Consider the following 25,666-nt stretch of genomic DNA (forward strand, 5'->3'; position numbering starts at 1 on the left):
TCGGTCACGGGCGAAGCTCCTCGATAGGTGGCCTGTCGGGTGAAGCATAGTTTTGTGACGGGAGTGTGGAAGGGCCGCCGATCCCTGCCCGTGGGGATCGTCGCACGCGGTGGTGATGCGCGACACGGCGCGGTGGACAGCAAAAAGGCGGCCCGGAGGTGATCCGGGCCGCCTGTACGATGGTCAAGGCCGTGGCCGGCGCTACGCTCAGCCTGCGGTCAGCAACGGCGGCATTTCCTTCGTGATCCGGGGCGTTTCGGGGCCCGAGATGTCGAAGGCGGGCTTGTCGTTCTCGATCCGCACCCGGACCACGCCGCCCTTCGTCAGGCGGCCGAACAGCAGCTCTTCGGCCAGCGGCTTCTTGATGTGCTCCTGGATGACGCGGGCAAGCGGGCGCGCGCCCATCTTGTCGTCGTAGCCCTTTTCGGCCAGCCAGGCCCCGGCCTCCTCGGTCAGCTCGATATGCACGCCGCGGTCCATCAGTTGGGCTTCCAGTTGCAGGATGAACTTCTCGACCACCTGCACGATCACCTCGCGCGGCAGCGGCGCGAAGCTGATGACCGCGTCCAGCCGGTTGCGGAACTCGGGCGTGAAGGTGCGCTCGATCGCCTCGCGGTCCTCGCCCTCGCGGCGGTCGCGGCCAAAGCCGATCGCCGCGCGGGCCTGGTCGGCGGCGCCCGCGTTCGAGGTCATGATCAGGATCACGTTGCGGAAATCGACCTGCTTGCCGTTGTGGTCGGTGAGCTTGCCGTGGTCCATCACCTGCAGAAGGATGTTGAAGACGTCCGGGTGCGCCTTCTCGATCTCGTCGAGCAGCAGGACGCTGTGCGGATGCTGATCCACGCCGTCGGTCAGAAGGCCCCCTTGGTCGAAGCCGACATAGCCGGGCGGCGCGCCGATCAGGCGGCTGACCGCGTGCTTTTCCATGTATTCCGACATGTCGAAGCGCAGCATCTCGACGCCAAGCGTGCTTGCCAGCTGTTTCGCGACCTCGGTCTTGCCGACGCCGGTCGGGCCCGCGAACAGGTAGTTGCCGATCGGCTTTTCCGGCTCGCGCAGGCCCGCGCGCGCGAGCTTGATCGACGAGGCCAGCGCCTCGATCGCCTTGTCCTGCCCGAAAACCAGCCGCTTGAGCGTCTTTTCAAGGTCGCGCAGCACCTCGGCGTCGTCCTTGCTGACGCTTTTCGGCGGGATCCGGGCGATCTTGGCCACGACCGCCTCGATCTCCTTGGTGCCGATGGTCTTGCGGCGCTTGCTTTCCGACACGAGGTGCTGGGCCGCGCCCGCCTCGTCGATCACGTCGATCGCGCTGTCGGGCAGCTTGCGGTCGTTGATGTAGCGCGAGGCGAGTTCGACCGCCGAGCGGATCGCGTCCGAGGTGTAGCGCACGTCGTGGTGCTTTTCGAAGCTGGGCTTCAGCCCCACGAGGATCTTGATCGCGTCGGGCACGTTCGGTTCGTTCACGTCGATCTTCTGGAACCGGCGGCTGAGCGCGCGGTCCTTTTCGAAGTGCTGGCGGAACTCCTTGTATGTCGTGGACCCCATGCAGCGCAGCTTGCCGCCCGCGAGCGCGGGTTTAAGCAGGTTCGACGCGTCCATCGCGCCCCCGCTGGTCGCGCCTGCGCCGATGACGGTGTGGATCTCGTCGATGAAAAGGATTGCGTCGTCGTGATCCTCGAGCTCTTTCACGACGGCCTTCAGCCGCTCCTCGAAGTCGCCGCGGTAGCGGGTGCCCGCCAGCAGCGCGCCCATGTCGAGCGAATAGATCGTGGCGCCCGCTAGGATTTCGGGCGTCTCGCCCCGCGTGATCTTGAGCGCGAGTCCTTCGGCGATGGCGGTCTTGCCGACGCCCGGATCGCCCACCAGCAGCGGGTTGTTCTTGCGGCGGCGGCACAGCACCTGGATGCAGCGCTCGACCTCGTCGGCGCGGCCGATCAGCGGGTCCACGTCGCCCTTCTGCGCCTTTTCGTTCAGGTCCACGCAGTATTTCGCCAGCGCGGATTCGTCCTTGCCGGGCTTGGCGCCCGACGCTTCGGCCTGCGGTTCCTGGTCGGCGCCCTGGACGTGCCGGGGTTCCGAGAAGGACGGGTTCTTGGCCACGCCGTGGGCGATGAAGTTGACGGCGTCGTAGCGCGTCATCTCCAGTTCCTGCAGGAAGAAGGCGGCGTTGGATTCGCGTTCGGCGAAGATCGCGACCAGCACGTTCGCGCCCGTGACCTCGGCCCGGCCCGACGACTGGACGTGGATCGCCGCGCGCTGGATCACGCGCTGGAACGCGGCCGTGGGCACCGCTTCCGAGCCGTCCACGTCGGTCACCAGCGTCGACAGGTCGTCGTCGATATAGTCGGTCAGCATCCGCCGCAGTTCGTCCAGATCGACGTTGCACGCCTTCATGACGGTGACGGCGTCCGGTTCCTCGGTCAGCGCGAGAAGGAGATGTTCGAGAGTGGCCAGTTCATGGCGGTGCTGGTTTGCCAGCGACAGCGCGGCATGAATGGCCTGTTCCAGGGTAGAGGAGAAGGTGGGCACGGGCAGGCTCCTGTCAGTCGGCTGGCGGTTTGGGCCACGCAGGGGTGCGGTCCACCTGTCAGACTGTCATCGTACGGTTAAGAATCTGTGGATCGGGGCGCAGTTCAAGGGAAATCGGAACGGTCGTCCCGAAACCGCGCCGGGTTGAATGAGATGTGATATTCGCGCCGCCGTTTTTCAAGGAACGCAGGGGTAAGGCGGCGCGGGGCGGCGCGGGGCAGGGCGGCCCTCAGCCCCGGAACTCGTCCTTCATCTTGCGAAGCCGCGCGAACACCTCGGCGTCGGGCGCGCCGTCCATCCCCAGCGACGCGGCGAGGACCGGCGCGCGCAGGAACGGGTTGGTCTGCCGCTCGTCGTCCAGCGTCGAGGGCGCGCAGGGGCGCCTGCCCGCCGCGGTGTCGTCCAGCCGCTGACGAAGCGCGGCGTTGCCTGCGTCCACCGACATGGCGAAGGCGCCGTTGCCCTTGCAATAGTCGTGACCCGAGCAGACGACCGTCTCGCCCGGCAGGGCGTTCAGCGCCGAAAGGCTGGTCCACATCTGGTCGGCCGTGCCTTCCAGCAGGCGCCCGCAGCCGATCGCCATCAGGCTGTCGGCGGTAAAGACCAGCGCGGCCCCGGGCATGTGGAACGCCACATGGCCCACGGTATGGCCGGGCACGTCGATGACATGGACGTCCTCGCCGCAGGCGGTGAAGGTCTCGCCCGCGCGCACCTGCCGGTCGAGCGGGGGCAGGCGGTGCGCGTCGGCGGCGGCGCCGGTGACGCGGGCGCCGGTCGCCTCGACGATCTCGGCCAAGCCGTCGATGTGGTCGTCGTGATGGTGCGTCAGCAGGATCTCGTCCAGCGTCCAGCCACGGCGGTCCAGTTCGGCAAGGATCGGCGCGGCCTCGGGCGCGTCCACCAGGATCGTCTGCCCGCCGCCCTGCACGAGATAGGCGTAGTTGTCGCTGAGGCAGCGGATCGTCACCAGTTCGGCCATGGCCTGTCCTTTCGTCTGCGTGACTGAAAGCTAGGACGCCGGGTGGCCGGGTTCAAACCCCAACCGCGCGATCGCGCGCCCCGGCCCCAACCGCGCGATCGCGCGCCCCGGTCCCGCCTACGCGCCTGCTTGACGCTCCCGCCCGACGCACCCGCCCGACGCTCCCGCTTGACGCGCGCGCGGTAGCGGGGCGTTCTGCGGCCATGCACCACGACGTCATCGACCTGCGGCGATTCTATTACCAGCGCGCTCTGGGCCGGGTCGTGCAGCGGATCCTGCGCGACCGCATGACCAGCTTCTGGGCGCCCGCTGGCGTGACCGGCATGACCGTTGCGGGATACGGCTTCGCCGCGCCTCTGCTGCGGCCATACCTCGCGCCCGCGCGCCGGGTCACGGCGCTGATGCCGGGGCCGCAGGGGGTGATGGCCTGGCCCACCGGCGCGCCCAACCATTCGGTGCTGTGCGACGAGAACGCCTGGCCCCTGGACACGGGCAGCGTCGATCGTCTGGTGATGCTGCACGGGCTGGAAACCTCGGACCACCCGGCGGCGCTGCTGGCCGAGGCGCGGCGCGTGCTGGGCCCCGGCGGGCGGGCGCTCGTCATGGTCCCGAACCGGGCGGGCCTGTGGGCGCAGACGGACGCGACGCCCTTCGGGTTCGGTCGCAGCTATACCCGCGGCCAGCTCGATGCGCAGGCGCGCGGCGCCGGGCTGGTGATCGAGCGGGGGGTGGCGGCCCTGTACATCCCGCCGTCGAACCGGCGCTTCTGGCTGAAAAGCGCGCAGATGTGGGAACGCACCGGCAGCCGCATCGCGCAGGCGCTGGTGGCGGGCGTGCTGATCGTGGAGTTGTCAAAGCAGGTCCACGCGCCTACCGGACCCGAGACGCGGATCACCGTGCCGGGCCCGCTGGACGTGCTGGAGGGAATCGTGCGACCCGCCGCGCAGCCGCCGGTCGGGGCCGGGCGGCGGCGCGGCCGGGCCGGTGGGGGCGCCTGAGCGCGCGCGCGCCCAGCGGGGCAGGGCGGTCGCCGTGAAAGCCGCGGACGTGGCGTCATTCCGCGCTTTCGCGACCCGCGCGCCCCCGGTCCGCAACGGTGCCTCGCGCCGCCGCGGAAGTTTGCAACTTCTTCCGCGTTTTCACGTTCCTTGCGGTTGCGTCGGTACCGAAACTGCTGCTAGAGACGCCGCAGATTTCCGGGGGCCCGCCGCAAGGCGTCCCCACCGAACGCGCCCCGCGACTGACCGGCAGGAACGCCGGCCCGGCCCGCGGGGCTACGCGCACAGCAGATGTGCCGATACCAAAGGGGTGACCGTGGCCAATACCGCTTCGATTTCCGCAAACGTCGCCGGGCGGTACGCGCAGGCCGTCTTCGACATCGCCCGCGAACAGGGTGACATCGACGCGCTGGCGGGCCAGGTCGACGACCTTGGCCGCGCGCTGACCGAAAGCGAGGATCTTCGCACGCTGACCACCTCGCCGCTGTATTCGCGGGACGAGCAGGGGCGCGCGATCGGCGCGATCGCCGACCGCATGGGGCTGTCGCCGGTGCTGGGCAACACGCTGCGGATCATGGCCCGCAACAACCGCCTGTTCGCGCTGCCGCAGCTGGTGCAGGCGCTGAAGTCGCTGGTCGCCGAAGCGCGCGGCGAGGTCACGGCCGAGGTCGTGTCGGCCGCCCCCCTGACCACGGAACAGGAACGCCGGCTGACCGAGACGCTGGCGCAGAAATCGGGCAAGACGGTGAAGCTGGATGCCCGCGTCGATGACACCCTCATCGGCGGCATGATCGTCAAGCTGGGCTCGCAGATGATCGACAGCTCGATCCGCTCGAAGCTCGCTTCCCTTCAGAATGTGTTGAAAGAGGTCCGATAATGGCTATCCAGGCTGCCGAGATTTCGGCGATCCTCAAGGATCAGATCAAGAATTTCGGTCAGGACGCCGAAGTGGCCGAGGTCGGCCAGGTGCTGTCGGTCGGCGACGGGATCGCGCGCATCTACGGCCTGGACAAGGTGCAGGCCGGCGAGATGGTCGAGTTCCCGGGCGGCATCCGCGGCATGGTGCTGAACCTCGAAACCGACAACGTCGGCGTCGTGATCTTCGGTGACGACCGCTCGATCCGCGAAGGCGACACCGTCAAGCGCACCCGTTCCATCGTGGACGTGCCGGTCGGTCCCGCGCTTCTGGGCCGCGTCGTGGACGCGCTCGGCAACCCGATCGACGGCAAGGGCCCGATCGAGGCGACCGAGCGCCGCGTGGCCGACGTGAAGGCACCCGGCATCATGCCGCGCAAGTCGGTGCACGAGCCGATGGCGACCGGCCTGAAGTCCGTCGACGCCATGATCCCCGTCGGCCGCGGCCAGCGCGAGCTGATCATCGGCGACCGCCAGACCGGCAAGACCGCGATCGCGCTCGACACGATCCTGAACCAGAAGAACTACAACGGCCGCGAAGCCGACGGGATGAAGACGCTGCACTGCTTCTACGTCGCGATCGGGCAGAAGCGTTCGACCGTGGCGCAGCTGGTCAAGAAGCTCGAAGAAACCGGCGCGATGGCCTACACCACCATCATCGCCGCGACCGCGTCCGAACCCGCGCCGATGCAGTACCTCGCCCCCTACGCCGCGACCGCGATGGCCGAATACTACCGCGACAACGGCATGGACGCGCTCATCATCTATGACGACCTGTCCAAGCAGGCCGTGGCCTATCGCCAGATGTCGCTGCTGCTGCGCCGTCCGCCGGGGCGCGAAGCCTATCCGGGCGACGTGTTCTACCTGCACTCGCGCCTGCTCGAGCGTTCGGCCAAGCTGAACGAGGATCACGGCGCCGGCTCTCTGACCGCGCTGCCGATTATCGAGACGCAGGCGGGCGACGTGTCGGCCTATATCCCGACCAACGTGATCTCGATCACCGACGGCCAGATCTTCCTTGAAACCGACCTGTTCTTCCAGGGCGTCCGCCCGGCCGTGAACACCGGTCTTTCGGTCAGCCGCGTGGGTTCGTCCGCGCAGACCAACGCGATGAAGTCGGTCGCGGGCCCGGTCAAGCTGGAGCTGGCGCAGTACCGCGAGATGGCGGCCTTCGCGCAGTTCGGGTCGGACCTCGACGCGGCGACGCAGAAGCTGCTGAACCGCGGCGCGCGCCTGACCGAGCTGATGAAGCAGCCGCAGTATTCGCCGCTGACCAACGCGGAAATCGTGGCCGTCATCTATGCGGGCACCAAGGGTTACCTGGACAGCGTTCCGGTCAACCAGGTCGCGCGCTGGGAAGAAGGCCTGATCGGCTTCCTGCGCAACCAGCACTCGGACGTTCTGGACTGGCTGACCCGCGAGGATCCCAAGATCAAGGGCGAGGCTGAAAACCGGCTCAAGGCGGTGCTGGACGCGTACGCCAAGTCCTACGCCTGAGGGGGACGCTAGATGCCCAGCCTCAAGGACCTCAAGAACCGGATCGGAAGCGTCAAGAACACGCGGAAGATCACGAAGGCGATGCAGATGGTCGCCGCCGCGAAGCTGCGCCGCGCGCAGGACGCGGCGGAGGCCGCGCGCCCCTATGCCGACCGCATGTCGGCGGTGATGGGCAGCCTGACCTCGGCCGCCGCCGGCTCGCCCGGCGCGCCGCGCCTGCTGGCGGGCAGCGGCTCGGACCAGCGCCACCTGCTGGTGGTCATGACCTCGGAACGCGGCCTCGCGGGCGGGTTCAACAGCTCGATCGTCAAGCTGGCCCGCGTCCGCGCGGACGAGCTGCGCGCGCAGGGCAAGGACGTGGCGATGCTGACCGTGGGCAAGAAGGCCCGCGAGCAGCTGCGCCGCGACTATGGCAAGAGCTTCGTCCATCACGTGGACCTGTCCGAGGTCAAGCGCGTCGGCTACGAGAACGCGCGCGAGATCGCGGATGAGATCCTGAACCGCTTCGAGGCGGGCGACTTCGACGTGGCGACGCTGTTCTACAGCCGCTTCGAATCCGTCATCGCCCAGATCCCGACCGCACGCCAGATCATCCCGGCCCTGGTCGAGGAAAGCGCGGCCACGGGCGCGGACGCAGGCGGCGCCTCGGCGCTTTACGACTACGAACCCGGTGAGGACGCGATCCTGGCCGAGCTGCTGCCGCGGTCGATCTCGACCCAGGTGTTCGCGGCTCTGCTGGAAAACGCGGCCAGCGAACAGGGCGCGCGGATGACGGCCATGGACAACGCCACGCGCAACGCGGGCGACATGATCGACCGCCTGACCATGGAATACAACCGCTCGCGTCAGGCCGCGATCACCACCGAACTCATCGAAATCATTGCGGGCGCCGAGGCGCTCTGACCGTAACGCAGGGGTAGACACATGGCAGCCACGGGCAAGATCACTCAGGTCATCGGCGCCGTCGTCGACGTCAAGTTCGACGACCAACTGCCGGCGATTCTGAACGCGCTGGAAACCGAGAACAACGGCCGCAAGCTGGTGCTGGAAGTGGCGCAGCACCTGGGCGAGAACACCGTCCGCGCGATCGCGATGGACGCGACCGAGGGCCTGGTCCGCGGCGAGTCGGTGCGCGACACCGGCGGCCCGATCCAGGTGCCGGTGGGCGAGGCGACGCTGGGCCGCATCCTGAACGTCGTGGGCGAGCCCGTGGACGACCAGGGCCCGGTCGTGGCGCAGGAAACCCGCGCCATCCACCAGCCCGCGCCCGAGTTCGCGGCGCAGGCGACCAGCTCGGAAATCCTCGTCACCGGCATCAAGGTCATCGACCTGCTCGCGCCCTATTCCAAGGGCGGCAAGATCGGCCTGTTCGGCGGCGCCGGCGTGGGCAAGACGGTTCTGATCATGGAACTGATCAACAACATCGCCAAGGTGCACTCGGGCTATTCCGTGTTCGCCGGCGTGGGCGAGCGGACCCGTGAAGGCAACGACCTTTACCACGAGATGGTGGAATCGGGCGTCATCAAGCCCGACAACCTCGCGGAAAGCCAGGTGGCGCTGGTCTACGGCCAGATGAACGAGCCTCCGGGGGCGCGGATGCGCGTCGCCCTGACCGGCCTGACGCTGGCCGAGCAGTTCCGCGACGCTTCGGGCACGGACGTGCTGTTCTTCGTGGACAACATCTTCCGCTTCACGCAAGCCGGGTCGGAAGTGTCGGCGCTGCTGGGCCGGATCCCGTCCGCCGTGGGCTACCAGCCGACGCTGGCGACCGACATGGGCGCGATGCAGGAACGCATCACCTCGACCAAGAACGGCTCGATCACCTCGATTCAGGCCGTGTACGTTCCGGCCGATGACCTGACCGACCCGGCGCCCGCCACAACCTTCGCCCACCTCGATGCCACGACCAACCTGTCGCGCGCGATCTCGGAACTGGGGATCTACCCGGCCGTGGACCCGCTCGACTCGTCGTCGCGCCTGATGGACCCGCAGATCCTGGGCGAGGAACATTACGGCGTCGCGCGTTCGGTTCAGGGCATCCTGCAGAAGTACAAGTCGCTGCAGGACATCATCGCCATCCTCGGCATGGACGAGCTGTCCGAAGAGGACAAGCTGACCGTGGCCCGCGCCCGCAAGATCCAGCGCTTCCTGTCGCAACCGTTCGACGTGGCCAAGGTCTTTACCGGCTCGGACGGCGTGCAGGTTCCGCTGGAGGACACGATCTCGTCGTTCAAGGCGGTCGTCGCCGGTGAATACGACCACCTTCCCGAAGCGGCCTTCTACATGGTCGGCGGGATCGAGGAAGTGAAAGCCAAGGCGCAGCGCCTGGCCTCGGACGCGGCGTAAGGGGGCGACATGGCCGACACGATGCAGTTCGACCTCGTCTCGCCGGAACGGAGCCTCGTCTCCGTCGCCGCGCGCGAGGTTCGCCTGCCGGGGACGGACGGCGACCTGACGGCGATGCCCGGCCACGCGCCGACCATCGTCACGCTGCGGCCCGGCATGGTCACGGTGATCGACAACGGCGGCACCGCGACCGAGTTCGCGGTGACCGGCGGGTTCGCCGAGATCAACGGCGACAGCGTCAGCCTGCTGGCCGAGCGCGGGCATCCGCGCGACGAGGTCACGCAGGACGTCTTCAACGGCATGATGAAGGACGCGCACCGGGTCCGTAAGGCCGCCGAAGGCCGCGTCGACAACGAAGGCGCGGACATGGTGGCCAGCGCCGCCAAGCTGCTGGGCGACATGCAGGCGCTTGGGACGCATATCGGGCTCGACCCGAACCAGGCCACGGTCCCGGAATGAGCCTGCCATCGACCTGAACGATCCGACGGCCCCCTTTGCGGGGCCGTCTGCGTCTTGCAGCCGGGCGTCTCACGGGCCTTCCTCGACGCCCCGTGCGGATCGGGCTTGCGCTTGGGGGATTTGCATCGTCCGATTGCAGGATCGCAGTCGGGTCCGTCACGACGAAAGGTATTGCCTTGATCAGGTTCGGTGATGCAACCGTCGGCATCGCGCGCGGCGCAAAGCTGATGTTTTCCGCGTTCGAGGATGGCGGAGAGATGTGGACCGGGCAGGGCGCCCGCGAGGCGCGGACCCGCGTCGTGTTTCTTGAGCCGTTCCTGTCGCCGCCGGTGGTCCATGTGGGGATCGGCATGTGGGACATGGGCGGCGACACGAACCAGCGCGCCGACATTCAGGCCGACCGGATCACCGCCGAAGGGTTCGACCTGGTGTTCAGCACTTGGGGCGACACCCGCGTCGCGCGGATCAGGGCCGAATGGCTGGCGATCGGCCCGGCGCGTCATCTGGACGATTTCGACGATATCTGACGCGGGCTGGCGCTGACAGCGGCTCAGGCGCGTTCGAGGTTCGCGGCGATCAGCCCGGCGATCTCGGCCGGGTGGGTCAGCGGCGCCATGTGCCCCGCGCCCGGAACGACCGCGCGCCCAACGTCGGGCAGCCGCGCGGCCAGACCGTCGATGATGCCGGTGATCTCCGGCCGCGTGTCGGCACCGCGGACCAGCATGACCGGGGCGTCAATCGCCTCCAGCCCGCCGTCGCGCAGGATGCGCGCGGTGTCGTGCCAAAGCGTCGCGTTGCTGTCGAGAACCAGCTCGATCTGCCGCGCGAGCGCCGGGTGCATCGCCGACGGCATCGCGTCGAACCCGCCCGGACCGCCCCAGGCATCCAGGAACTGCCGGGCCGCCGTCAGGTTCTCGCCTGCACCCACCAGCCGGTCAAGGTCGGGCACGCCGGCGTCGCGGCCCTCGGTCCCGTCCGGCAGGGCCGCGAACAGCACCGGCTCGATCAGCGTGAGCGTGCGCACCGCCTCGGGCGCCGCGACCGCGATCCGCAGCGCGACGGTCGCGCCCATGGAATGGCCGATCAGGTCCAGCGGCCGGTCGATCATGGCGGCGGCGATCCGGGTGACGCCGGTGTGGAAGTCGATGCCGCCCCCCGGCACCCACGGCGCGCTGCGTCCGTGCCCCGGCATGTCGAAGGCGCGCAGATCGACGGCGCCGCCCAGCCGGTCGGCGATCGGCCCCCAATAGGATGCGCTGCCCATCATGCAGTGCAGCGCCAGCGCCGGCCGGCCGGGATTGCCCGGCCAGTGCCGCATGTTCACCGGCCGGATCGCGGCCGACCCCGCCCGCTCGTCCACGCCGGTCACAGGGTCGACAGATGGCGGTCGAGGAAGTCGAGCCGGTCCTGTCCCCAGAACTTCTGCCCGGTCTCGCGGACGACGTAGAAGGGCGCGCCGAACGCGCCCGCCTCGACCGCGCGGTCTAGGTTGCGGCCGTATTCCTCGGCGCCCACCAGCAGCCCCTTGTCGGCCAGCGCCGGATCGAACCCCGCTGCCGACAGCACGTCGCGGATCACCGCGTCGTCTGAGGTGTCGCGCCCGTCCGCGAACCGCGCCGACAGGAACCCGCGAACCAGCGCGCCCACGTCGCCGCCGCCCTGTTCCTGCGCCGCGATCACCGCATAGGACGACGGCGCCATGTTCACCATCGGCACGTCGGTCCGCAGGGGCACGCCCAGATGCTCGGACCACCGCGCGAGTTCCTGCGCGCGGTAATCCATCCGCGCAGGGTGGCGCGCGGGCGGGCGCACGCCGCCCGTGCGGTCGAACAGCTGCATGATGTCGAGCGGGCGATAGGTGACGCGCGCCCCGTGGCGGCCGGCGATCTTCTCGAGCCGGTCGCCCGCAAGATAGGCGTAGGGGCTGATCGTCGAAAGGTAATAGTCGATCTGCGTCATGGATAGCTCCGTTGGCAAGGTGCCGTTCTCGCGGTTTGCCGGGACGCTATCGCGGTGATAATGCGGGCGCAATCGGCCGATTCCCCGCCCTGAGGCCCCAACTTCCCGGAGACGCGAGATGCCCGCAATGACCGAACCCAAGCTCATCGCGGGCAACGCGAACCGTCCGCTGGCGCTGGCGATCGCGCGGCGCATGTCGATGCACCGGGGGATGAACGTGTCGCCGGTGGACGCGCGGGTCGAACGCTTCAACGACCAGGAAATCTTCGTCGAGGTGTACGAGAACGTGCGCGGCGAGGACATGTACATCGTCCAGCCGACCTCGAACCCGGCCAACGACAACCTGATGGAACTGCTCATCATCGCCGACGCGCTTCGCCGGTCGAGCGCGGACCGCATCACCGCCGTGATCCCGTATTTCGGCTATGCCCGCCAGGACCGCCGCGCCAAGGCCCGCACCCCGATCAGCGCGAAGCTGGTCGCGAACCTGCTGACGCAGGCGGGGATCGACCGGGTGCTGACGCTGGACCTGCACGCGACGCAGATCCAGGGGTTCTTCGACATCCCGGTGGACAACCTTTATGCCGCGCCGATCTTTTCGCTCGATATCCAGCACCACTTCAAGGGGCGCATGGACGACATCATGATCGTGTCGCCCGACGTGGGCGGCGTCGCCCGCGCGCGCGAGATCGCGGCCCGGATCAACGCGCCGATGGCGATCGTGGACAAGCGGCGCGAAAAGGCGGGCGAGATCGCCGACATGACCGTGATCGGCGACGTGTCGGGCAAGACCTGCATCATCGTAGACGACATCTGCGATACCGCGGGCACGCTGGTAAAGGCCGCGCAGCTGCTGGCCGACCACGGCGCGACCGAGGTTCACGCCTACATCACCCACGGCGTCCTGTCCGGCCCGGCGGTCGAGCGGATCGAGAACTCGATCATGAAGTCGCTTGTCATCACCGATTCGATCCATCAGCAGGACGCGGTGCGGTCGGCCCGCAACATCCGCGTGGTCCCCACCGCGCCGCTGTTCGCGCAGGCGATCATGTCGATCTGGAACGGCACGTCGGTGTCGTCGCTGTTCGAGCTGGAAACCCTGCAGCCGATCTACGAGGGGATGTATTCGCCGCTTTAAGCGGCGGGTGCCCCTGCCAGCGCGGCAAGGCGGCGGATCAGGGCGGGCATGCGGCCGTCCGCGAACGCCTCGGCCAGCGCGCCCTCGGTAAAGCGGTCGCCGCGGATGATCGCGGTGACCGTCCGCTGAACGTCGGCCAGCGGATAGGCGGCCATCGCGGCGGGGTCGGCGAACACCACGTCGCGGCCCCCGTCCGACATCCAGTCCGACCAGCCGAACGGCACCACGAGCCCGTGTTCGTAGGCGGCCGCGACGAAATCGTTGACCATCGCCGATGCGGCGAACCACGGCATCGAGATTGCGTCCTCGTCCAGCGTGTCGCCGCCCTTCCATTCCCCCACCGGCTCGTCCAGCCGGTCGGCGAATGCGGCCAGCGCCGCAAGCCCGGCAGGCGCGATATGTCCCAGCGTCGCGTCTGTCACAGCGCCCTCCACCCGATGTCGCGGCGGAAGAAGCCGTCCGGCCACTCCACCGCCTCGGCCAGAGCATAGGCGCGCTCGCGCGCATGGGCCAGCGTCGCGCCGCGGCCGGTTGCGGCAAGCACCCGCCCGCCGTTCGCGACGATCGCGCCGTCGCGTTCTGCGGTGCCCGCGTGAAACAGCATCTGCGACGAGGTTTCGGGCAGCCCGTCCAGCCCCGCGATCGCGCCGCCCCGGGCGTAGTCGCCGGGATAGCCCTTGGCCGCCAGCACCACCGTCATCGCGTGGTCGTCGGCCCAGGTGACCGACATGTCCGCCAGCCGCCCCTCGGCGCAGGCCTGTATCAGGTCCAGCGCCTGCGCCCCCAGCCGCATCATCAGCGCCTGACATTCCGGGTCGCCGAAGCGGACGTTGTATTCGACCAGCCGCGCCGCGCCGTTCTCGATCATCAGCCCGACAAACAGGACGCCGTGGAACGGCGTGCCCCGGCGCGCCATTTCCGCCATCGTCGGCGTGACGATGCGGTCCATGACCTGCGCCTGCACTGCGTCCGTCATCACCGGGGCGGGGGAATAGGCGCCCATGCCGCCGGTGTTGGGTCCGGTGTCGCCTTCGCCGGCGCGCTTGTGGTCCTGCGCGGTGCCGATGGGCAGGCAGGTGGTGCCGTCCACGAGGACGAAGAAGCTCGCCTCCTCGCCCTGCATGAACTCTTCGATCACGACCTCGGCCCCGGCATCCCCGAAAGCGCCGCCAAAGGCCGCGTCGATGGCGGCGCAAGCCTCGGCCTCGGTCATGGCGACCGTGACGCCCTTGCCGGCGGCGAGCCCGTCCGCCTTGACCACGATCGGCGCGCCGGTGCGGGCGACGTGGGCGCGGGCGGCGGCGGCGTCGGTAAAGCGCCCCCAGGCGGCGGTGGGCGCCCCCACCGCGTCGCAGATTTCCTTGGTGAACGCCTTTGACGCCTCGAGCATCGCGGCCGCGCGCGAGGGGCCGAAGACGAGGATCCCCGCCTCGCGCAGCGCATCGGCGACGCCCGCGGCCAGCGGAGCCTCGGGGCCGATGACCACCAGGTCGATCGCCTGTTCCTCGCAGAACGCCGCGACCGCCTGCCCGTCGAGGATCGCAAGATCGGCGCAGCGGGCGATGGCGGCGATGCCCGCATTGCCCGGCGCGACGATCAGCCGGTCGCATTTGGGGTTCTGCCGGATCGCCCAGGCCAGCGCATGTTCGCGCCCGCCGCCGCCGAGAATGAGGATGTTCATGCCGGTCCCGCCTTGCCGCCCGCTTTGGATGGGGCGGTTGATATGGCGGGCGCCGCCCGCTCACAAGGCTCGCCGCACTTGCAAACCGCCCGCCCGCCACGCCATCTAGGCGCATGGATCTGTTCGAAGACGCGGGCCCCGGCCCTGCCGCCGGCCCCGGCAACACCCCGCCCCTGACGGTGTCCGAAATCTCGGGCGCCGTGAAGCGCGTGATCGAGGGGGAGTTCGCCCGCGTCCGCGTGCGCGGCGAGGTCGGGCGCGTGTCGCGGCCGTCGTCGGGGCACCTGTATTTCGACCTCAAGGACGACCGCGCCTGCATCGCGTCGGTCTGCTGGAAAGGCACCGCCGGCCGCCTGTCCCATCGCCCCGAAGAGGGGATGGAGGTGATCGCCACCGGCCGCCTGACAACGTTCCCCGGCCAGTCAAAATACCAGCTGCTGGTCGAAGAGGTCGAGCCCGCGGGCCTTGGCGCGCTGATGGCAATGCTGGACCACCGCCGCCGCCAGTTCGAGGCCGAGGGGCTGTTCCGCGCCGACCGCAAGCGCAGGGTCCCGTATCTTCCGGGCGTGATCGCGGTCGTGACCTCGCCGTCCGGCGCGGTGATCCGCGACATCCTGCACCGCCTGCGCGACCGCTTCCCCAGCCGGGTCCTGATCTTTCCCGTGGCCGTCCAGGGTCGCGAATGCGCGCCGCAGGTGGCGGCCGCGATCCGGGGGCTGAACGGGATCGCGCCGGGCGGGCCGGTGCCGCGCCCCGATCTGATCATCGTCGCGCGCGGCGGCGGATCGGTCGAGGACCTGTGGGGCTTCAACGAGGAAATCGTCGTGCGCGCCGTGGCGCAGGGGACGATCCCGCTCATCTCGGCCGTGGGGCACGAGACGGACACGACGCTGATCGACCACGCGGCCGACCTGCGCGCGCCGACGCCGACGGCCGCCGCCGAGCTTGCGGTGCCGGTCCGGGCCGAGCTGGTGCTGCGGATGGCCGACGCGCGGGCGCGGATGCTGCGGGCGGCCACACGGTCGGGGACGCTGGCGCGGCAGCGGCTGGGCGATCTGGGCCGCGCGCTCGGCCGGCCGCAGGCGCTGACGGAAGGGGCGCGGCAACGGCTCGATTTCACCGGGCCGCGGCTGGAACCGGCGCTGCGGGGCTTTGTCCGCGACCGGGGTCGTGCGGTCGCGGCGCTGCCGATCCCGTCGCTTCGCGCCTATACCCGCGACAAGCGTGCGGGCTTCGCGCAGCTGGGCGCCCGGCTCGACCCGGCGGTCCGGCGTGACGGGGCGGCTAGGCGCCGCGCGCTGGACCAGGTGCCGCGCGGAAACCTGCGCCGGCCGGTGGCCGACGCGCGCCGGTCGCTTGCGGGTCTCGCGCCCCGGCTGGACGGCGCCGCCCGCCGGGTCCGGCGCGGCCAGGCCGAGCGGCTGGCGCGGCTGGCCCGCCAGCTTGACGGTGCGCGGGCGCGGGTGCTGGCCGAGGCGCGGCGCGGCGTCGAGGACCGGCGAAGGATGCTGGACGGGCTCGCGTCGCGGCTGGACCAGTCGGGCGCGCGGATCGCCCCCGACCGGGCGCAGGCGCTTGAGCGGCTGGACCGCCTGCGCCAGACGCTGGGCCATATGGAGACGCTGCGGCGCGGCTTTGCCGTGATCCGCGGTCCCGACGGGCAGGTCGTGACCTCGGCCGTGCCCGCCGCCAAGCTGGCGCAGGTGACGATCGAGTTCCACGACGGGCAGGTGCTGACGCGGCCCGAGCCGCCGGGCGAGGCGACGGCGCCGAGCGGACCTGCCAAGGGCAGGGGCAAGGGCGGCGGGTCCGCGCCCGGCGCGCAGGAGTCGCTGTTCTAGGGACTGACCTGCCCTTGCAGCGACGCGGCCGCCCGCGCTCGGCCGCCGATCGCGTCCCAGTCGCGGGCACGCTGGTCGGCCTCGGGCGCGATCCAGCTGCCGCCGACGCAGGTCACGTTCGCGAGGGCGAGATAGTCGGGGGCGGTCGCGGTGGTGATCCCGCCCGTGGGGCAGAAGCTCAGCTGCGGCAGTGGTCCGGCCAGTGCCTTCAGCAGCGCGCGCCCGCCGACCGCCTCGGCGGGAAACAGTTTCAGCATGTCGAAACCCATGTCGCGCGCGGCCATCGCCTCGGTCGCGGTGGCGACGCCGGGCAGCAGCGGCAGGTCCAGATCCTCGCAGGCGGCGGCGATCGCGTCGGTCAGGCCGGGCGACACGGCGAAGGTCGCGCCGTGATCCTTGGCGCGCCGCGCGTCGTCGGCGCTCAGCACCGTGCCCGCGCCCACGTGCCCGCCCGGCAGCGCCGCCATCGCCCGGATCGCGTCGAGCGCGGCGTCAGATCGCAGCGTGACCTCCAGCACCGGCAACCCGGCCCCGATCAGCGTCCGGCCCAGGTCCGCCGCCACGGCCGCGTCCGGGATGACCAGCACCGGGATCACCGGGGCGAGGCCGCAAAGATAGCGGGTGTGGTCGGAACGTGACGGGGTCAGGCTGGTCATGGGGTGTCCTTTCACGGTCCGTGGGTGGTTCAGCCGCCGACGCTGCGCGCGGCCCCGCCGCCGGTGCCGCTCACGCCGCGCGAGGTGGCCGAGCGGCCGAACCCGCCCCGCTGCGACACCTGCGTCGAGGTCATCGGCGCCTTGCCGATGGTCGAGGGCGCGCGGGTAAAGGTGTTCCCGGGCACCCGCGCCGAGCCGCGGTTCGAGGCGAAGGACTGGTTGCCGTTGGGCGTCGAATAGCCGTTGGGCGTGCGGATCATCGGCTGGCTGAAGATGCCGCCGCCGCGCGACAGCATCGACCCCATCATGTAGCCCACGAGCAGCGGCATGAAGCTGAAACCCCCGCCCTGGTTCTGCTGCGCGGCCGGATCGCCCCCGCAGGCGCCCGCGCCGTGTTCCTGTTCGCACAGCTCCTTGCTGGCGTAGCGGGGCGCGGTTTCCAGATGCTCTTTCTCGGCCGCGGCGAACTGGGTGCGGCAGTCGTCCTCGGTGAAAAACAGCCCGCCTTCCTTGGCGGCGGCAAGGCAGCTGTCGAGATCGGGAAAAGCCTGCGCATCGACCTTGTCGTCCTCGCACGCGGCGAGCGTCAGCATCGTGGCCCCGGCCAGCAGCAGCGCGACATGGCGCGACCGCTTGCGGGCCGGGCGCGCGGCGGGGGCGGAAATGCGGGGGGTCGGGGTCTGGATGGTCATGGCTTAGCCCTCGATGAAATGCGGCTTGAAGCGCGACAGGTTGTGGGTGATGCGGGTCCGGTCCTCGCGCACGCCAAGGCCCGCGCAGCGCAGGCCCAGGATCCACGCGCCCAAGACCGGGTGGAAGCCGTCGAAATCGGGCAGCGGCGCCAGCGCCTGCACGACCTGCGGATGGTGCGAATAGCTCTCGTCGGGGGCGCGCTCGGTCTCGTGCCCGTTCTCGGTAATGACGACGCCCGCGCCTTCGCGCGAGAACACGGGCTTGGTGACGTGCCCGCGCCTGAGCAGCGGCTCGGCCAGGGCGATGGCGTCGGCGAAGTCGCCGCGTTCGCCCCGCCGCGCGGCGTCGAGGTCGGCGGCGAAAAAGGCGGGCAGAAGGTTGGGGTGGTCGGGGAACATTTGCCACAGCAGCGGCAGGATGCCCTTGTTGGACAGCACCGCCTTCCACGGCGGCTCGATGAAGCGGGTCTGCGAGGGTTGCAGGTTCGCGGCAAAGTCGTCGCGCAGCATGTCTTCCCACGGATACAGCTTGAACAGCGTGCCGATCACCCGGTCCCTGTCGTCGGCGAACTGGCCGTCCTCGCTGAGCCCGATGTCGGCAAGCGCCGTGAAATGCGCGCCAAGCCCCGCCTCGCGCGCGGCCCAGGCCATCGCCTCGACCGTGGCGAAATCCTCGGGGTTGTCGCGGTCGGCGGCAAAATGGATGTCCTCGCCCTGCGCCGCGATCTCGGCCCAGCGTTCGACCAGCGCCTCGTGGATGGTGTTGAACTGGTCGGTGTTGGGGCCAAGCGTGCCCGCGTCGCGGCTTTCCTCGAACCACAGCCACTGGAACGCGGCGGATTCGTAAAGCGAGGTAGGCGTGTCGGCGTTGTATTCCAGAAGCTTCGCGGGGCCGCTGCCGTCATAGGCGAGGTCGAAGCGACCGTAGAGCTCCGGCTCACCGTTGGCCCAGCTGCGTTCGACGAAATCCCAGTGCGGGCGCGGGATTTCCAGCCGGGTCATCCATTCCTCGGACGTGACGGCGTGGGCCACCGCCTGCCGGCACATGTCGTGCAGTTCGGTCGAGGGGTCCTCGATGTCGTCTTCGATCTGGCGCAGGGTGAAGCGGTAGGCCGAGGTTTCGTCCCAGTAGGGCTCGCCGCCCATGTCGGCGAAGGTGAACCCCACCTCGGCGGCGCGATCGCGCCAGCCGGGCCGTTCGGCAACGGTGATCTTCTGCATCGCGGCTCCTGTTCCTGCCCTGTCCGATTTGGCCCGGCCGGATCGGCTTTGCAAGATTGAAGGGCTCGCTCATGCGGGCCGGTCAGGCGAAACGCTTCGCCCCCGAGACGCAGGCGACCACGACCGCGGCGGACGCGACCATGGTCCACCCGATCGGCTCACCCAGCAGGATGGCGGCCAGCAGGAACCCGAAGAACGGCTGCAGCAGTTGCAGCTGGCCCACGCGGGCGATGCCGCCGGTCGCAAGGCCGCGATACCAGAACACGAACCCCACCAGCATGCTGAACACCGACACGTAGGCAAGGCCGATCCACGCCGGGCGCCCGACCCGGCCCAGATCGTCGGGCCAGCTGGCAAGCGCGATCGCGGCCATGACCGGCAAGGACAGCAGCAGCGCCCACGAAATGACCTGCCACCCGCCCAGCCGGCGCGAAAGCGTCGCCCCCTCGGCATAGCCCAGCCCGCAGACGAGGATCGCCGCGATCATCAGCAGGTCGCCCCGCATCGTGCCGCCCTCGCTTCCATACCGCGCGAATCCGGCGACGGCGACCGCGCCGAGGATCGAGAAAAGCCAGAAGGCCGGCCGGGGCCGTTCGCCGCCGCGCAAGACCCCGAAGATCGCGGTGGCGAGCGGCAGGAAGCCGATGAAGACGATCGAATGCGCCGCCGTGATCCGCTGAAGCGCAAGCGCGGTCAGCAGCGGAAAGCCGATGACGCCGCCGATGGCGACCAGCGCCAGCGGACCGATGTCGGATCGCTGCGGACGGCGCTGGCGAAGCGCCAGCAACAACAGCGCGGCCAGCGCGGCGGCGATCACCGCCCGGACCGAGGTGAGGAACATGGGCGAGAAACCCGCCACCGCCACCCGCGTGGCGGGCAGCGAGCCGCTGAAGATGATTACCCCCAAAAGGCCGCTGCCCCATCCGCCGAGCCGAAGCGTCATCCGTCGTTCCTCCGCCTGTCAATCATTCTTGCCGCTCGGGGTCGGCGCGCCGCCCCGCTTTTGCTCACCCTGCCGCCAGCGTCTCGGCGACCTGCGGGGCGTAGTAGGTCAGGACCCCGTCGCAACCCGCGCGGAGAAAGCCGAGCAGGCTTTCGGCCACCGCGTCGCGGCTGAGCCATCCGGCGCGGATCGCCCCTTCCAGCATCGCGTATTCGCCGCTGACCTGATAGGCGAAGGTGGGCGCGCCGAACCGGTCCTTCACCTCGCGGCAGAGGTCGAGATAGGGCATCCCCGGCTTCACTATCACCATGTCCGCGCCCTCGGACAGGTCGCGCGCCACGCAGCGGATGGCCTCGCCCCGGTTCGCGGGGTTGATCTGATAGGTCTTCTTGTCGCCCACCAGCCGCCCCGAGGCGCCGACCGCGTCGCGGAACGGACCGTAGAAGCTGGACGCGAACTTTGCCGCATAGGACAGGATCGCCACGTCCTTGTGGCCAGCGGCTTCCAGCGCCGCCCGCAGCGCGCCGATGCGCCCGTCCATCATGTCGCTGGGACCAAGGATGTCCGCGCCCGCATCCGCCTGCGCCAGCCCCATCCGCACCAGCGCCTCGACCGTCTCGTCGTTGAGGATGATCCCGTCGCGGACCAGCCCGTCATGCCCGTTGATGTTGTAGGGATCGAGCGCGATGTCGGTCATCACCGCCAGGTCTGGCGCGACTTCCTTCACCGCGCGGATCGCCTGGTTGCCGATGTTGTCCGCATCCCAGGCGCGGGCGCAGGTCTCGTCCTTCAGGGCGGGATCGGAATGCGGGAAGATGCAGATCGCCGGAATGCCAAGGCGCGCGGCCCGTTCGGCCGCCCGCCGCGCGCCGTCCAGCGTCAGCCGTTCGACACCCGGCATCGACGCGATCTCGCCTTCGGCGCCCGGAACCTCGGTCACGAAGATCGGCCAGATCAGGTTGCTGACGGACAGCGCGTGTTCGGCCGTCAGCGCGCGGATCGCGGGGGTGCGGCGCAGGCGGCGCAGGCGGGTCGCGGGGTAGGGGGCGATGACGGGGGTCGCGGTCATGTGGCTTCCTTCGGCTGGCAAGTGCGGGCGGCGGCCATGCGGGGGGCGCGGTCAGGGCGGGCAGCGGGGCCGCCCGTCCGTGATACGGGGCATTGGCGGGGCGCCGCAACCGCTGGCGGTTTCGCGTTCCCTCGCGCGGGGCCAATCCCTAAGGTAAGGGTTCGGGCGGGTTTTTGTTCTCAGGACGTGGGACGTGGCGGGATACGAAGGGTTCATGAAGCTTCTGGACCTGCGGTCCTTCAGCTCGGTCTGGTACTGGCTGGCGCTTCTGTCCGCGTGGACGGTCGTCGGGCGCGGCATTCTGGGCGTGCCCGGCGAGGTGCTGCACCGCGCCCGCGCCGCGATGCGGCCCGACGGTGACACCGGGGCGGGCGATCCGGTCCCGGCCGTCGCCCCGGCCGAGGGGCTGCTGCTGCTCGACTGGCTGTCGCTGACGCTGCCGCGCTGGCACGTGCCGCCGCTGGACGGCGCGATCCTTGCCGGAACCGGCGCCTTCGTCATGACCAGCCTCGGCGTTCTGGGCTTCGGCTACGGGCTGGAACTGGCGCAGGCGGTGTTCCTGCTGGCGGCGCCGCTGGCGGTCCTGCTGCTGCTGCGGGTGCGGCTGGCGCATCGCCTGTTGCCGGTGCTGGCCGACGCCCATGCCGGGCGCGTCCCGCCCGCGACGGCGGCCCGGACCGCCGCCGCCGCCATGGTCCGCCACCGACTGCAGGGAATGGTGCTGTCGATGCTGGCGGTTGCCGCCGCCGCGACCTGGGGGACCTGGTGGGTCATCGTCCACCCCTACGGTTTCTGATCCGCCCCGCGCGAGACCCGGGCCCGCGCGGCTTGACTTCCCCGGCCCTCGGTTTACCTCAACCCCCATGTCCGAGAACCTGATCCTATCCGGCGCCCCCGAGGGCATGGACGCAGCCCTGCTGGCGCAGGAGGCGCAGGCGGCCGCCGGGCGCGGCGCCGCCGTGGTCCACGTCGCCCGCGATGACCGGCGAATGGCCGCGATGCGCGCCGCGCTGTCGTTCTTTGCCCCGCAGCTCGCGGTGCTGGAGTTTCCCGCCTGGGACACGACGCCCTACGACCGCGTGTCGCCGTCGGGCGAGATCATGGCGCAGCGGCTGCAGGTGCTGGCGGCGCTTGCTTCGGGCACGGGCGACGGCGGCGTCATCGGGCCGCCCTTCGTCCTGCTGACCACGCTCAACGCCGCCATGCAGCGCGTGCCCGCGCGCGATACGGTGCGCGGCACCAGCTTCGCCGCCGTCAAGGGCGAGCGGCTGGACGAGGCGCGGCTGCGCGCCTTCCTCGTCCGCATGGGATTTTCGCAGGCGCCGACCGTGACCGAACCCGGCGACTACGCGGTGCGCGGCGGCATCATCGACATCTTCCCGCCCGGCGGATCCGGCCCGGTCCGGCTGGACCTCTTCGGCGACGTGCTGGACGGCATCCGCCGGTTCGACCCGGAAACGCAGCGCAGTCTCGGCAGCCTCGACCGGGTCGAGATCGCGCCCATGTCCGAGGTCGTGCTGGACGACGCATCCATCACCCGCTTCCGCACCACCTACCGCGCCGAATACGGCGGCGGCGCGAACGATCCCCTGTACGAGGCGATCAGCGCCGGCCAGAAGGTCGCGGGGATGGAACACTGGCTGCCGTGGTTCCACGAGCGGCTGGACAGCCTGTTCGACTATCTGCCCAATGCGTCGGTGATGCTGGACGACCACCTGGAACAGGTGCGCGCGGGCCGCTGGCACACGGTCAGCGAACAGTACGACGCCCGGCGCGAGGCGATGGGCAAGCGCAGCGGCGACAGCGTCTATCGCCCCGTCGCGCCTTTGCTGCTGTTCGCGGACGAGGGGGAATGGTCCGCCTGGATGGCCGCGGGGCGCACGCTGCGGCTGTCGGTCCTGCACCAGCCGCCGGGGCCGGGCGTGCTGGACGCGGGCGGCCGCGCTGGCCGCAACTTCGCGCCCGAGCGGCAGGCCGAAAAGACCGACCTGTTCGGCGCGCTGGCCGGCCACATCCGCGACCTGCGAAAGACCCGCCGCGTCGTGGTCGCAACCTTTTCCGAAGGCGCGCGCGAACGCCTGACCGGGCTTCTGGCCGACGAGGGGCTGGTCGGCGCGGCCCCCATCGGCGCGCTGCGCGACCTTTCCGACCAGCAGGGATCGCTGGGTATCGCCGTCTGGCCGCTCGAGGAAGGCTTCGTCGCCGACGGCAAGGCGACCGGCGCGCTCGCCGTCATCTCGGAACAGGACGTGCTGGGCGACCGGCTGATCCGCGGCGCGAAGAAGCGGCGGCGGGCCGAGAATTTCCTCAAGGACACGACCACGCTCAGCCCCGGCGACCTGGTGGTCCACGTCGAACACGGGATCGGCCGTTACACGCGGCTTGAGACGATCAAGGCGCTTGGCGTCCCGCATGACTGCGTGGCGCTGGAATACGCGGGCGGGGACCGGCTGTACCTGCCGGTCGAAAACATCGAGCTGCTGACCCGCTACGGCCATGAACAGGGGCTGCTCGACAAGCTGGGCGGCGGCGCGTGGCAGGCGCGGAAGTCGCGGCTGAAGGACCGGATCCGCCAGATCGCCGACAAGCTGATGCGGATCGCGGCCGAGCGCGTGCTGCGCGCCGCGCCCGTCCTGGAACCCGAGCACCACGAGTGGGAGGCGTTCGCCGCCCGCTTTCCCTATACCGAGACCGACGACCAGATGGCCGCGATCGAGGACGTGTCCGAGGACCTGTCGGCCGGTCGGCCGATGGACCGGCTGGTGGTGGGCGACGTGGGCTTCGGCAAGACCGAGGTCGCGATGCGCGCGGCCTTTGTCGCGGCATCCCAGGGCAAGCAGGTCGCGGTGGTCGCGCCGACGACGCTGCTTGCGCGCCAGCACTTCCGCAGCTTCGCCGAACGCTTCCGCGGCACGGCGATCACCGTGCGGCCGCTGTCGCGGTTCGTCACCGCGCGCGACGCGGCCGAAACCCGCGCAGGACTTGCCGACGGCACCGTGGACATCGTCGTCGGCACCCATGCGGTGCTGGCCAAGCAGGTCCGGTTCAAGGACCTCGGCCTTCTCATCATCGACGAGGAACAGCACTTCGGCGTCGCCCACAAGGAACGGCTGAAGGAACTGCGGTCGGACATCCACGTCCTGACCCTGACCGCGACGCCGATCCCGCGCACGCTGCAACTGTCGCTCACCGGCGTGCGCGACCTGTCGGTGATCGGCACGCCGCCGGTGGACCGTCTCGCCATCCGCACCTACGTGTCCGAATTCGACAGCGTCACCATCCGCGAGGCGCTGCTGCGCGAGAAATACCGCGGCGGGCAGTCGTTCTTTGTCGTCCCGCGCCTCTCTGACCTGCCCGAGGTCGAGGACTGGCTGCGCGGGAACGTGCCCGAGGTCAGCTTCATCGTCGCCCACGGTCAGCTTGCGGCGGGCGACCTGGACGAGCGGATGAACGCTTTTTACGACGGCAGCCACGACGTGCTGCTGGCGACGACGATCGTGGAATCCGGCCTCGACATCCCGCGCGCGAACACGATGATCGTGTGGCGCGCCGACATGTTCGGCCTGTCCCAGCTTTACCAGATCCGCGGCCGCGTGGGCCGGTCCAAGACCCGCGCCTATGCCTATCTGACCACGAAGCCGCGCGTCCCGCTGACGCCGCAGGCGATCCGGCGGCTGAAGTTCCTGGGCTCGATCGACAGCCTTGGCGCGGGGTTCAACCTCGCCTCGCAGGACCTGGACCTGCGCGGGGCGGGCAACCTTCTGGGCGAGGAGCAGTCGGGCCACATCAAGGAGGTGGGGTTCGAACTGTACCAGCAGATGCTGGAGGAAACGATCGCCAAGCTGAAATCGGGCGAGCTTGAGGGCACGCCCGACGACGAATGGGCGCCGCAGCTGAACCTGGGCGTGCCGGTGACGATTCCCGAAAGCTTCATCCCCGATCTGGACGTGCGGCTGGACCTCTATCGCCGCCTGTCGCAGCTGACGACCAAGGTCGAACTGGAAGGCTTCGCGGCCGAGCTGATCGACCGCTTCGGCCCGCTGCCGCGCGAGGTGAACACGCTGCTGCTCGTCATCCGCATCAAGGCGATGGCCAAGCGCGCCAACATCGCCAAGCTGGATGCGGGCCCCAAGGGCGCGACGGTCCAGTTCCACATGGACCGCTTTCCGAACCCGGCCGGGCTGGTGGAGTTCCTGGACGAACAGAACGGGCGCGCGCGGATCGTGGACAACAAGATCGTCGTCGCGCGAGAGTGGAAAACCGACGCCGACCGGATCAAGGGCGCATTCGGTGTGGCCCGCGATCTGGCGGCCAAGGTAAAGGCGGGCGAGGGCCCGACTTCGGTCGGCGTGGATCGGGGGCCGAAGGCTGCGACCGCGAAAGCGGGCGCGCAGCCGGGCAGCGACGCGGTTCGGGGCAAGCCGGGGTCCGCCCAGGCCGGGCCGACGACCACGGTCGCTGCGGTGGCAAAGGCCGTGGCACCGACCGCGCGCAAGGACGGGACGCTGTCGGCGAAACCTGAATCGCGGCCGTTCAAGCCCGTCGTGAAAAGCACGGCACGGGGTGCGGCGGCGCGCGCGGTATTCGATCGCAAGGGGAAGCCTCGGCCGAGATAGGGACAGAGGCGCGCGGTGCCGTTCACGTCGGCCGGCGCAAACGGCGATGCTGCACGGACGGTGCGTCGCAGCCCATGCCTCGCCGACCGGTCCGTTGCGACAGATCAAAGCGGCATGCCCGGTCTCG

The 25,666-nt window shown here is 70.0% G+C and carries 22 protein-coding genes; 11 read left to right on the top strand and 11 right to left on the bottom strand.

Annotated elements, in window-relative coordinates:
• Positions 1–207 precede the first annotated feature (207 nt).
• Positions 208–2,529: an ATP-dependent Clp protease ATP-binding subunit ClpA gene (clpA, locus tag FNF32_RS04705; RefSeq protein ID WP_131675429.1), complete on the bottom strand. Its 2,322-nt coding sequence runs from the start codon at positions 2,527–2,529 to the stop codon at positions 208–210.
• Between the two features lie 229 nt (positions 2,530–2,758).
• Positions 2,759–3,508, bottom strand: a complete 750-nt coding sequence (gene gloB / locus FNF32_RS04710; RefSeq protein WP_131675428.1) for a hydroxyacylglutathione hydrolase — start codon at positions 3,506–3,508, stop codon at positions 2,759–2,761.
• 203 nt (positions 3,509–3,711) lie between these two features.
• On the opposite strand from gloB, the gene FNF32_RS04715 reads away from it, so the two are divergent.
• From FNF32_RS04715 to FNF32_RS04745, 7 genes are all read left to right on the top strand, one after another.
• Positions 3,712–4,506, top strand: a complete 795-nt coding sequence (locus FNF32_RS04715; RefSeq protein WP_131675427.1) for a class I SAM-dependent methyltransferase — start codon at positions 3,712–3,714, stop codon at positions 4,504–4,506.
• Positions 4,507–4,822: 316 nt separating this feature from the next.
• The gene (locus FNF32_RS04720) at positions 4,823–5,383 is read left to right on the top strand and encodes a F0F1 ATP synthase subunit delta (RefSeq protein ID WP_185961852.1); all 561 of its coding nucleotides are present in this window, start codon (positions 4,823–4,825) and stop codon (positions 5,381–5,383) included.
• Positions 5,383–6,918 (top strand): F0F1 ATP synthase subunit alpha, encoded by a 1,536-nt coding sequence (atpA, locus tag FNF32_RS04725; RefSeq protein WP_131675377.1) that lies wholly within the window; start codon positions 5,383–5,385, stop codon positions 6,916–6,918. The genes FNF32_RS04720 and atpA overlap by 1 nt, the downstream gene beginning before the upstream one ends.
• A 12-nt stretch (positions 6,919–6,930) precedes the next feature.
• A complete protein-coding gene (locus FNF32_RS04730; RefSeq protein WP_131675378.1) occupies positions 6,931–7,821 on the top strand; it encodes a F0F1 ATP synthase subunit gamma in 891 nt (296 codons plus the stop codon).
• A gap of 21 nt (positions 7,822–7,842) precedes the next feature.
• A complete protein-coding gene (atpD, locus tag FNF32_RS04735) occupies positions 7,843–9,264 on the top strand; it encodes a F0F1 ATP synthase subunit beta (RefSeq protein WP_131675379.1) in 1,422 nt (473 codons plus the stop codon).
• Positions 9,265–9,273: 9 nt separating this feature from the next.
• Entirely contained in the window at positions 9,274–9,723 is a 450-nt protein-coding gene (locus tag FNF32_RS04740; protein WP_131675380.1) for a F0F1 ATP synthase subunit epsilon, read from the top strand.
• Positions 9,724–9,899: 176 nt separating this feature from the next.
• Positions 9,900–10,250: an H-type lectin domain-containing protein gene (locus FNF32_RS04745; protein ID WP_246087690.1), complete on the top strand. Its 351-nt coding sequence runs from the start codon at positions 9,900–9,902 to the stop codon at positions 10,248–10,250.
• A gap of 23 nt (positions 10,251–10,273) precedes the next feature.
• On the opposite strand, the gene FNF32_RS04750 is transcribed toward FNF32_RS04745, so the two are convergent.
• Positions 10,274–11,092 (bottom strand): alpha/beta fold hydrolase, encoded by an 819-nt coding sequence (locus tag FNF32_RS04750; RefSeq protein ID WP_246087691.1) that lies wholly within the window; start codon positions 11,090–11,092, stop codon positions 10,274–10,276.
• The gene (locus FNF32_RS04755) at positions 11,089–11,682 is read right to left on the bottom strand and encodes a 2-hydroxychromene-2-carboxylate isomerase (RefSeq protein ID WP_131675381.1); all 594 of its coding nucleotides are present in this window, start codon (positions 11,680–11,682) and stop codon (positions 11,089–11,091) included. Before FNF32_RS04755 ends, FNF32_RS04750 begins: the two co-directional genes overlap by 4 nt.
• 118 nt (positions 11,683–11,800) lie before the next feature.
• On the opposite strand from FNF32_RS04755, the gene FNF32_RS04760 reads away from it, so the two are divergent.
• Entirely contained in the window at positions 11,801–12,820 is a 1,020-nt protein-coding gene (locus FNF32_RS04760) for a ribose-phosphate pyrophosphokinase (protein ID WP_131675382.1), read from the top strand.
• Here FNF32_RS04760 and FNF32_RS04765 read toward each other — a convergent pair.
• Both FNF32_RS04765 and purD read right to left on the bottom strand, forming a co-directional pair.
• Positions 12,817–13,242, bottom strand: coding sequence for a DUF6508 domain-containing protein (locus FNF32_RS04765; RefSeq protein ID WP_131675383.1), 426 nt, complete (start codon positions 13,240–13,242; stop codon positions 12,817–12,819). The genes FNF32_RS04760 and FNF32_RS04765 overlap by 4 nt on opposite strands.
• Positions 13,239–14,501 (bottom strand): phosphoribosylamine--glycine ligase, encoded by a 1,263-nt coding sequence (gene purD, locus FNF32_RS04770; RefSeq protein ID WP_131675384.1) that lies wholly within the window; start codon positions 14,499–14,501, stop codon positions 13,239–13,241. Before purD ends, FNF32_RS04765 begins: the two co-directional genes overlap by 4 nt.
• 113 nt (positions 14,502–14,614) lie before the next feature.
• Between purD and xseA the strand changes: the two genes are divergently transcribed.
• A complete protein-coding gene (xseA, locus tag FNF32_RS04775; RefSeq protein WP_143796495.1) occupies positions 14,615–16,342 on the top strand; it encodes an exodeoxyribonuclease VII large subunit in 1,728 nt (575 codons plus the stop codon).
• Here xseA and eda read toward each other — a convergent pair.
• The 5 genes from eda to hemB all read right to left on the bottom strand — a co-directional run bounded on the left by eda (position 16,339) and on the right by hemB (position 20,923).
• Complete coding sequence (gene eda / locus FNF32_RS04780; RefSeq protein WP_131674467.1) at positions 16,339–16,989, bottom strand: bifunctional 4-hydroxy-2-oxoglutarate aldolase/2-dehydro-3-deoxy-phosphogluconate aldolase; 651 nt, start codon at positions 16,987–16,989, stop codon at positions 16,339–16,341. The genes xseA and eda overlap by 4 nt on opposite strands.
• 38 nt (positions 16,990–17,027) lie before the next feature.
• Positions 17,028–17,690: a DUF1190 domain-containing protein gene (locus tag FNF32_RS04785; protein ID WP_131674435.1), complete on the bottom strand. Its 663-nt coding sequence runs from the start codon at positions 17,688–17,690 to the stop codon at positions 17,028–17,030.
• Positions 17,691–17,693: 3 nt separating this feature from the next.
• Positions 17,694–18,911 (bottom strand): glutathionylspermidine synthase family protein, encoded by a 1,218-nt coding sequence (locus tag FNF32_RS04790; RefSeq protein WP_131674436.1) that lies wholly within the window; start codon positions 18,909–18,911, stop codon positions 17,694–17,696.
• An 82-nt stretch (positions 18,912–18,993) separates the two neighbouring features.
• Positions 18,994–19,854, bottom strand: a complete 861-nt coding sequence (locus FNF32_RS04795; protein WP_131674437.1) for a DMT family transporter — start codon at positions 19,852–19,854, stop codon at positions 18,994–18,996.
• Positions 19,855–19,918: 64 nt separating this feature from the next.
• Positions 19,919–20,923, bottom strand: a complete 1,005-nt coding sequence (gene hemB, locus FNF32_RS04800) for a porphobilinogen synthase (protein WP_131674438.1) — start codon at positions 20,921–20,923, stop codon at positions 19,919–19,921.
• Between the two features lie 193 nt (positions 20,924–21,116).
• Between hemB and FNF32_RS15255 the strand changes: the two genes are divergently transcribed.
• Positions 21,117–21,719: a hypothetical protein gene (locus FNF32_RS15255; protein ID WP_185961854.1), complete on the top strand. Its 603-nt coding sequence runs from the start codon at positions 21,117–21,119 to the stop codon at positions 21,717–21,719.
• A 67-nt stretch (positions 21,720–21,786) separates the two neighbouring features.
• The gene (gene mfd, locus FNF32_RS04810) at positions 21,787–25,539 is read left to right on the top strand and encodes a transcription-repair coupling factor (protein ID WP_246087692.1); all 3,753 of its coding nucleotides are present in this window, start codon (positions 21,787–21,789) and stop codon (positions 25,537–25,539) included.
• The last annotated feature ends 127 nt before the right edge of the window (positions 25,540–25,666 follow it).

Source organism: Paracoccus marinus (assembly GCF_007018965.1).
In the GTDB taxonomy this organism is placed as follows: domain Bacteria; phylum Pseudomonadota; class Alphaproteobacteria; order Rhodobacterales; family Rhodobacteraceae; genus Paracoccus; species Paracoccus marinus.

Bases quoted from the DNA above. Each gene is read 5' to 3' on its own strand.
- gloB (WP_131675428.1), bottom strand. From the start codon at position 3,508: ATGGCCGAACTGGTGACGATCCGCTGCCTCAGCGACAACTACGCCTAT.
- FNF32_RS04715 (WP_131675427.1), top strand. From the start codon at position 3,712: ATGCACCACGACGTCATCGACCTGCGGCGATTCTATTACCAGCGCGCT.
- atpA (WP_131675377.1), top strand. From the start codon at position 5,383: ATGGCTATCCAGGCTGCCGAGATTTCGGCGATCCTCAAGGATCAGATC.
- FNF32_RS04730 (WP_131675378.1), top strand. From the start codon at position 6,931: ATGCCCAGCCTCAAGGACCTCAAGAACCGGATCGGAAGCGTCAAGAAC.
- atpD (WP_131675379.1), top strand. From the start codon at position 7,843: ATGGCAGCCACGGGCAAGATCACTCAGGTCATCGGCGCCGTCGTCGAC.
- FNF32_RS04740 (WP_131675380.1), top strand. From the start codon at position 9,274: ATGGCCGACACGATGCAGTTCGACCTCGTCTCGCCGGAACGGAGCCTC.
- FNF32_RS04755 (WP_131675381.1), bottom strand. From the start codon at position 11,682: ATGACGCAGATCGACTATTACCTTTCGACGATCAGCCCCTACGCCTAT.
- FNF32_RS04760 (WP_131675382.1), top strand. From the start codon at position 11,801: ATGCCCGCAATGACCGAACCCAAGCTCATCGCGGGCAACGCGAACCGT.
- purD (WP_131675384.1), bottom strand. From the start codon at position 14,501: ATGAACATCCTCATTCTCGGCGGCGGCGGGCGCGAACATGCGCTGGCC.
- xseA (WP_143796495.1), top strand. From the start codon at position 14,615: ATGGATCTGTTCGAAGACGCGGGCCCCGGCCCTGCCGCCGGCCCCGGC.
- FNF32_RS04785 (WP_131674435.1), bottom strand. From the start codon at position 17,690: ATGACCATCCAGACCCCGACCCCCCGCATTTCCGCCCCCGCCGCGCGC.
- FNF32_RS04790 (WP_131674436.1), bottom strand. From the start codon at position 18,911: ATGCAGAAGATCACCGTTGCCGAACGGCCCGGCTGGCGCGATCGCGCC.
- FNF32_RS04795 (WP_131674437.1), bottom strand. From the start codon at position 19,854: ATGACGCTTCGGCTCGGCGGATGGGGCAGCGGCCTTTTGGGGGTAATC.
- hemB (WP_131674438.1), bottom strand. From the start codon at position 20,923: ATGACCGCGACCCCCGTCATCGCCCCCTACCCCGCGACCCGCCTGCGC.
- mfd (WP_246087692.1), top strand. From the start codon at position 21,787: ATGTCCGAGAACCTGATCCTATCCGGCGCCCCCGAGGGCATGGACGCA.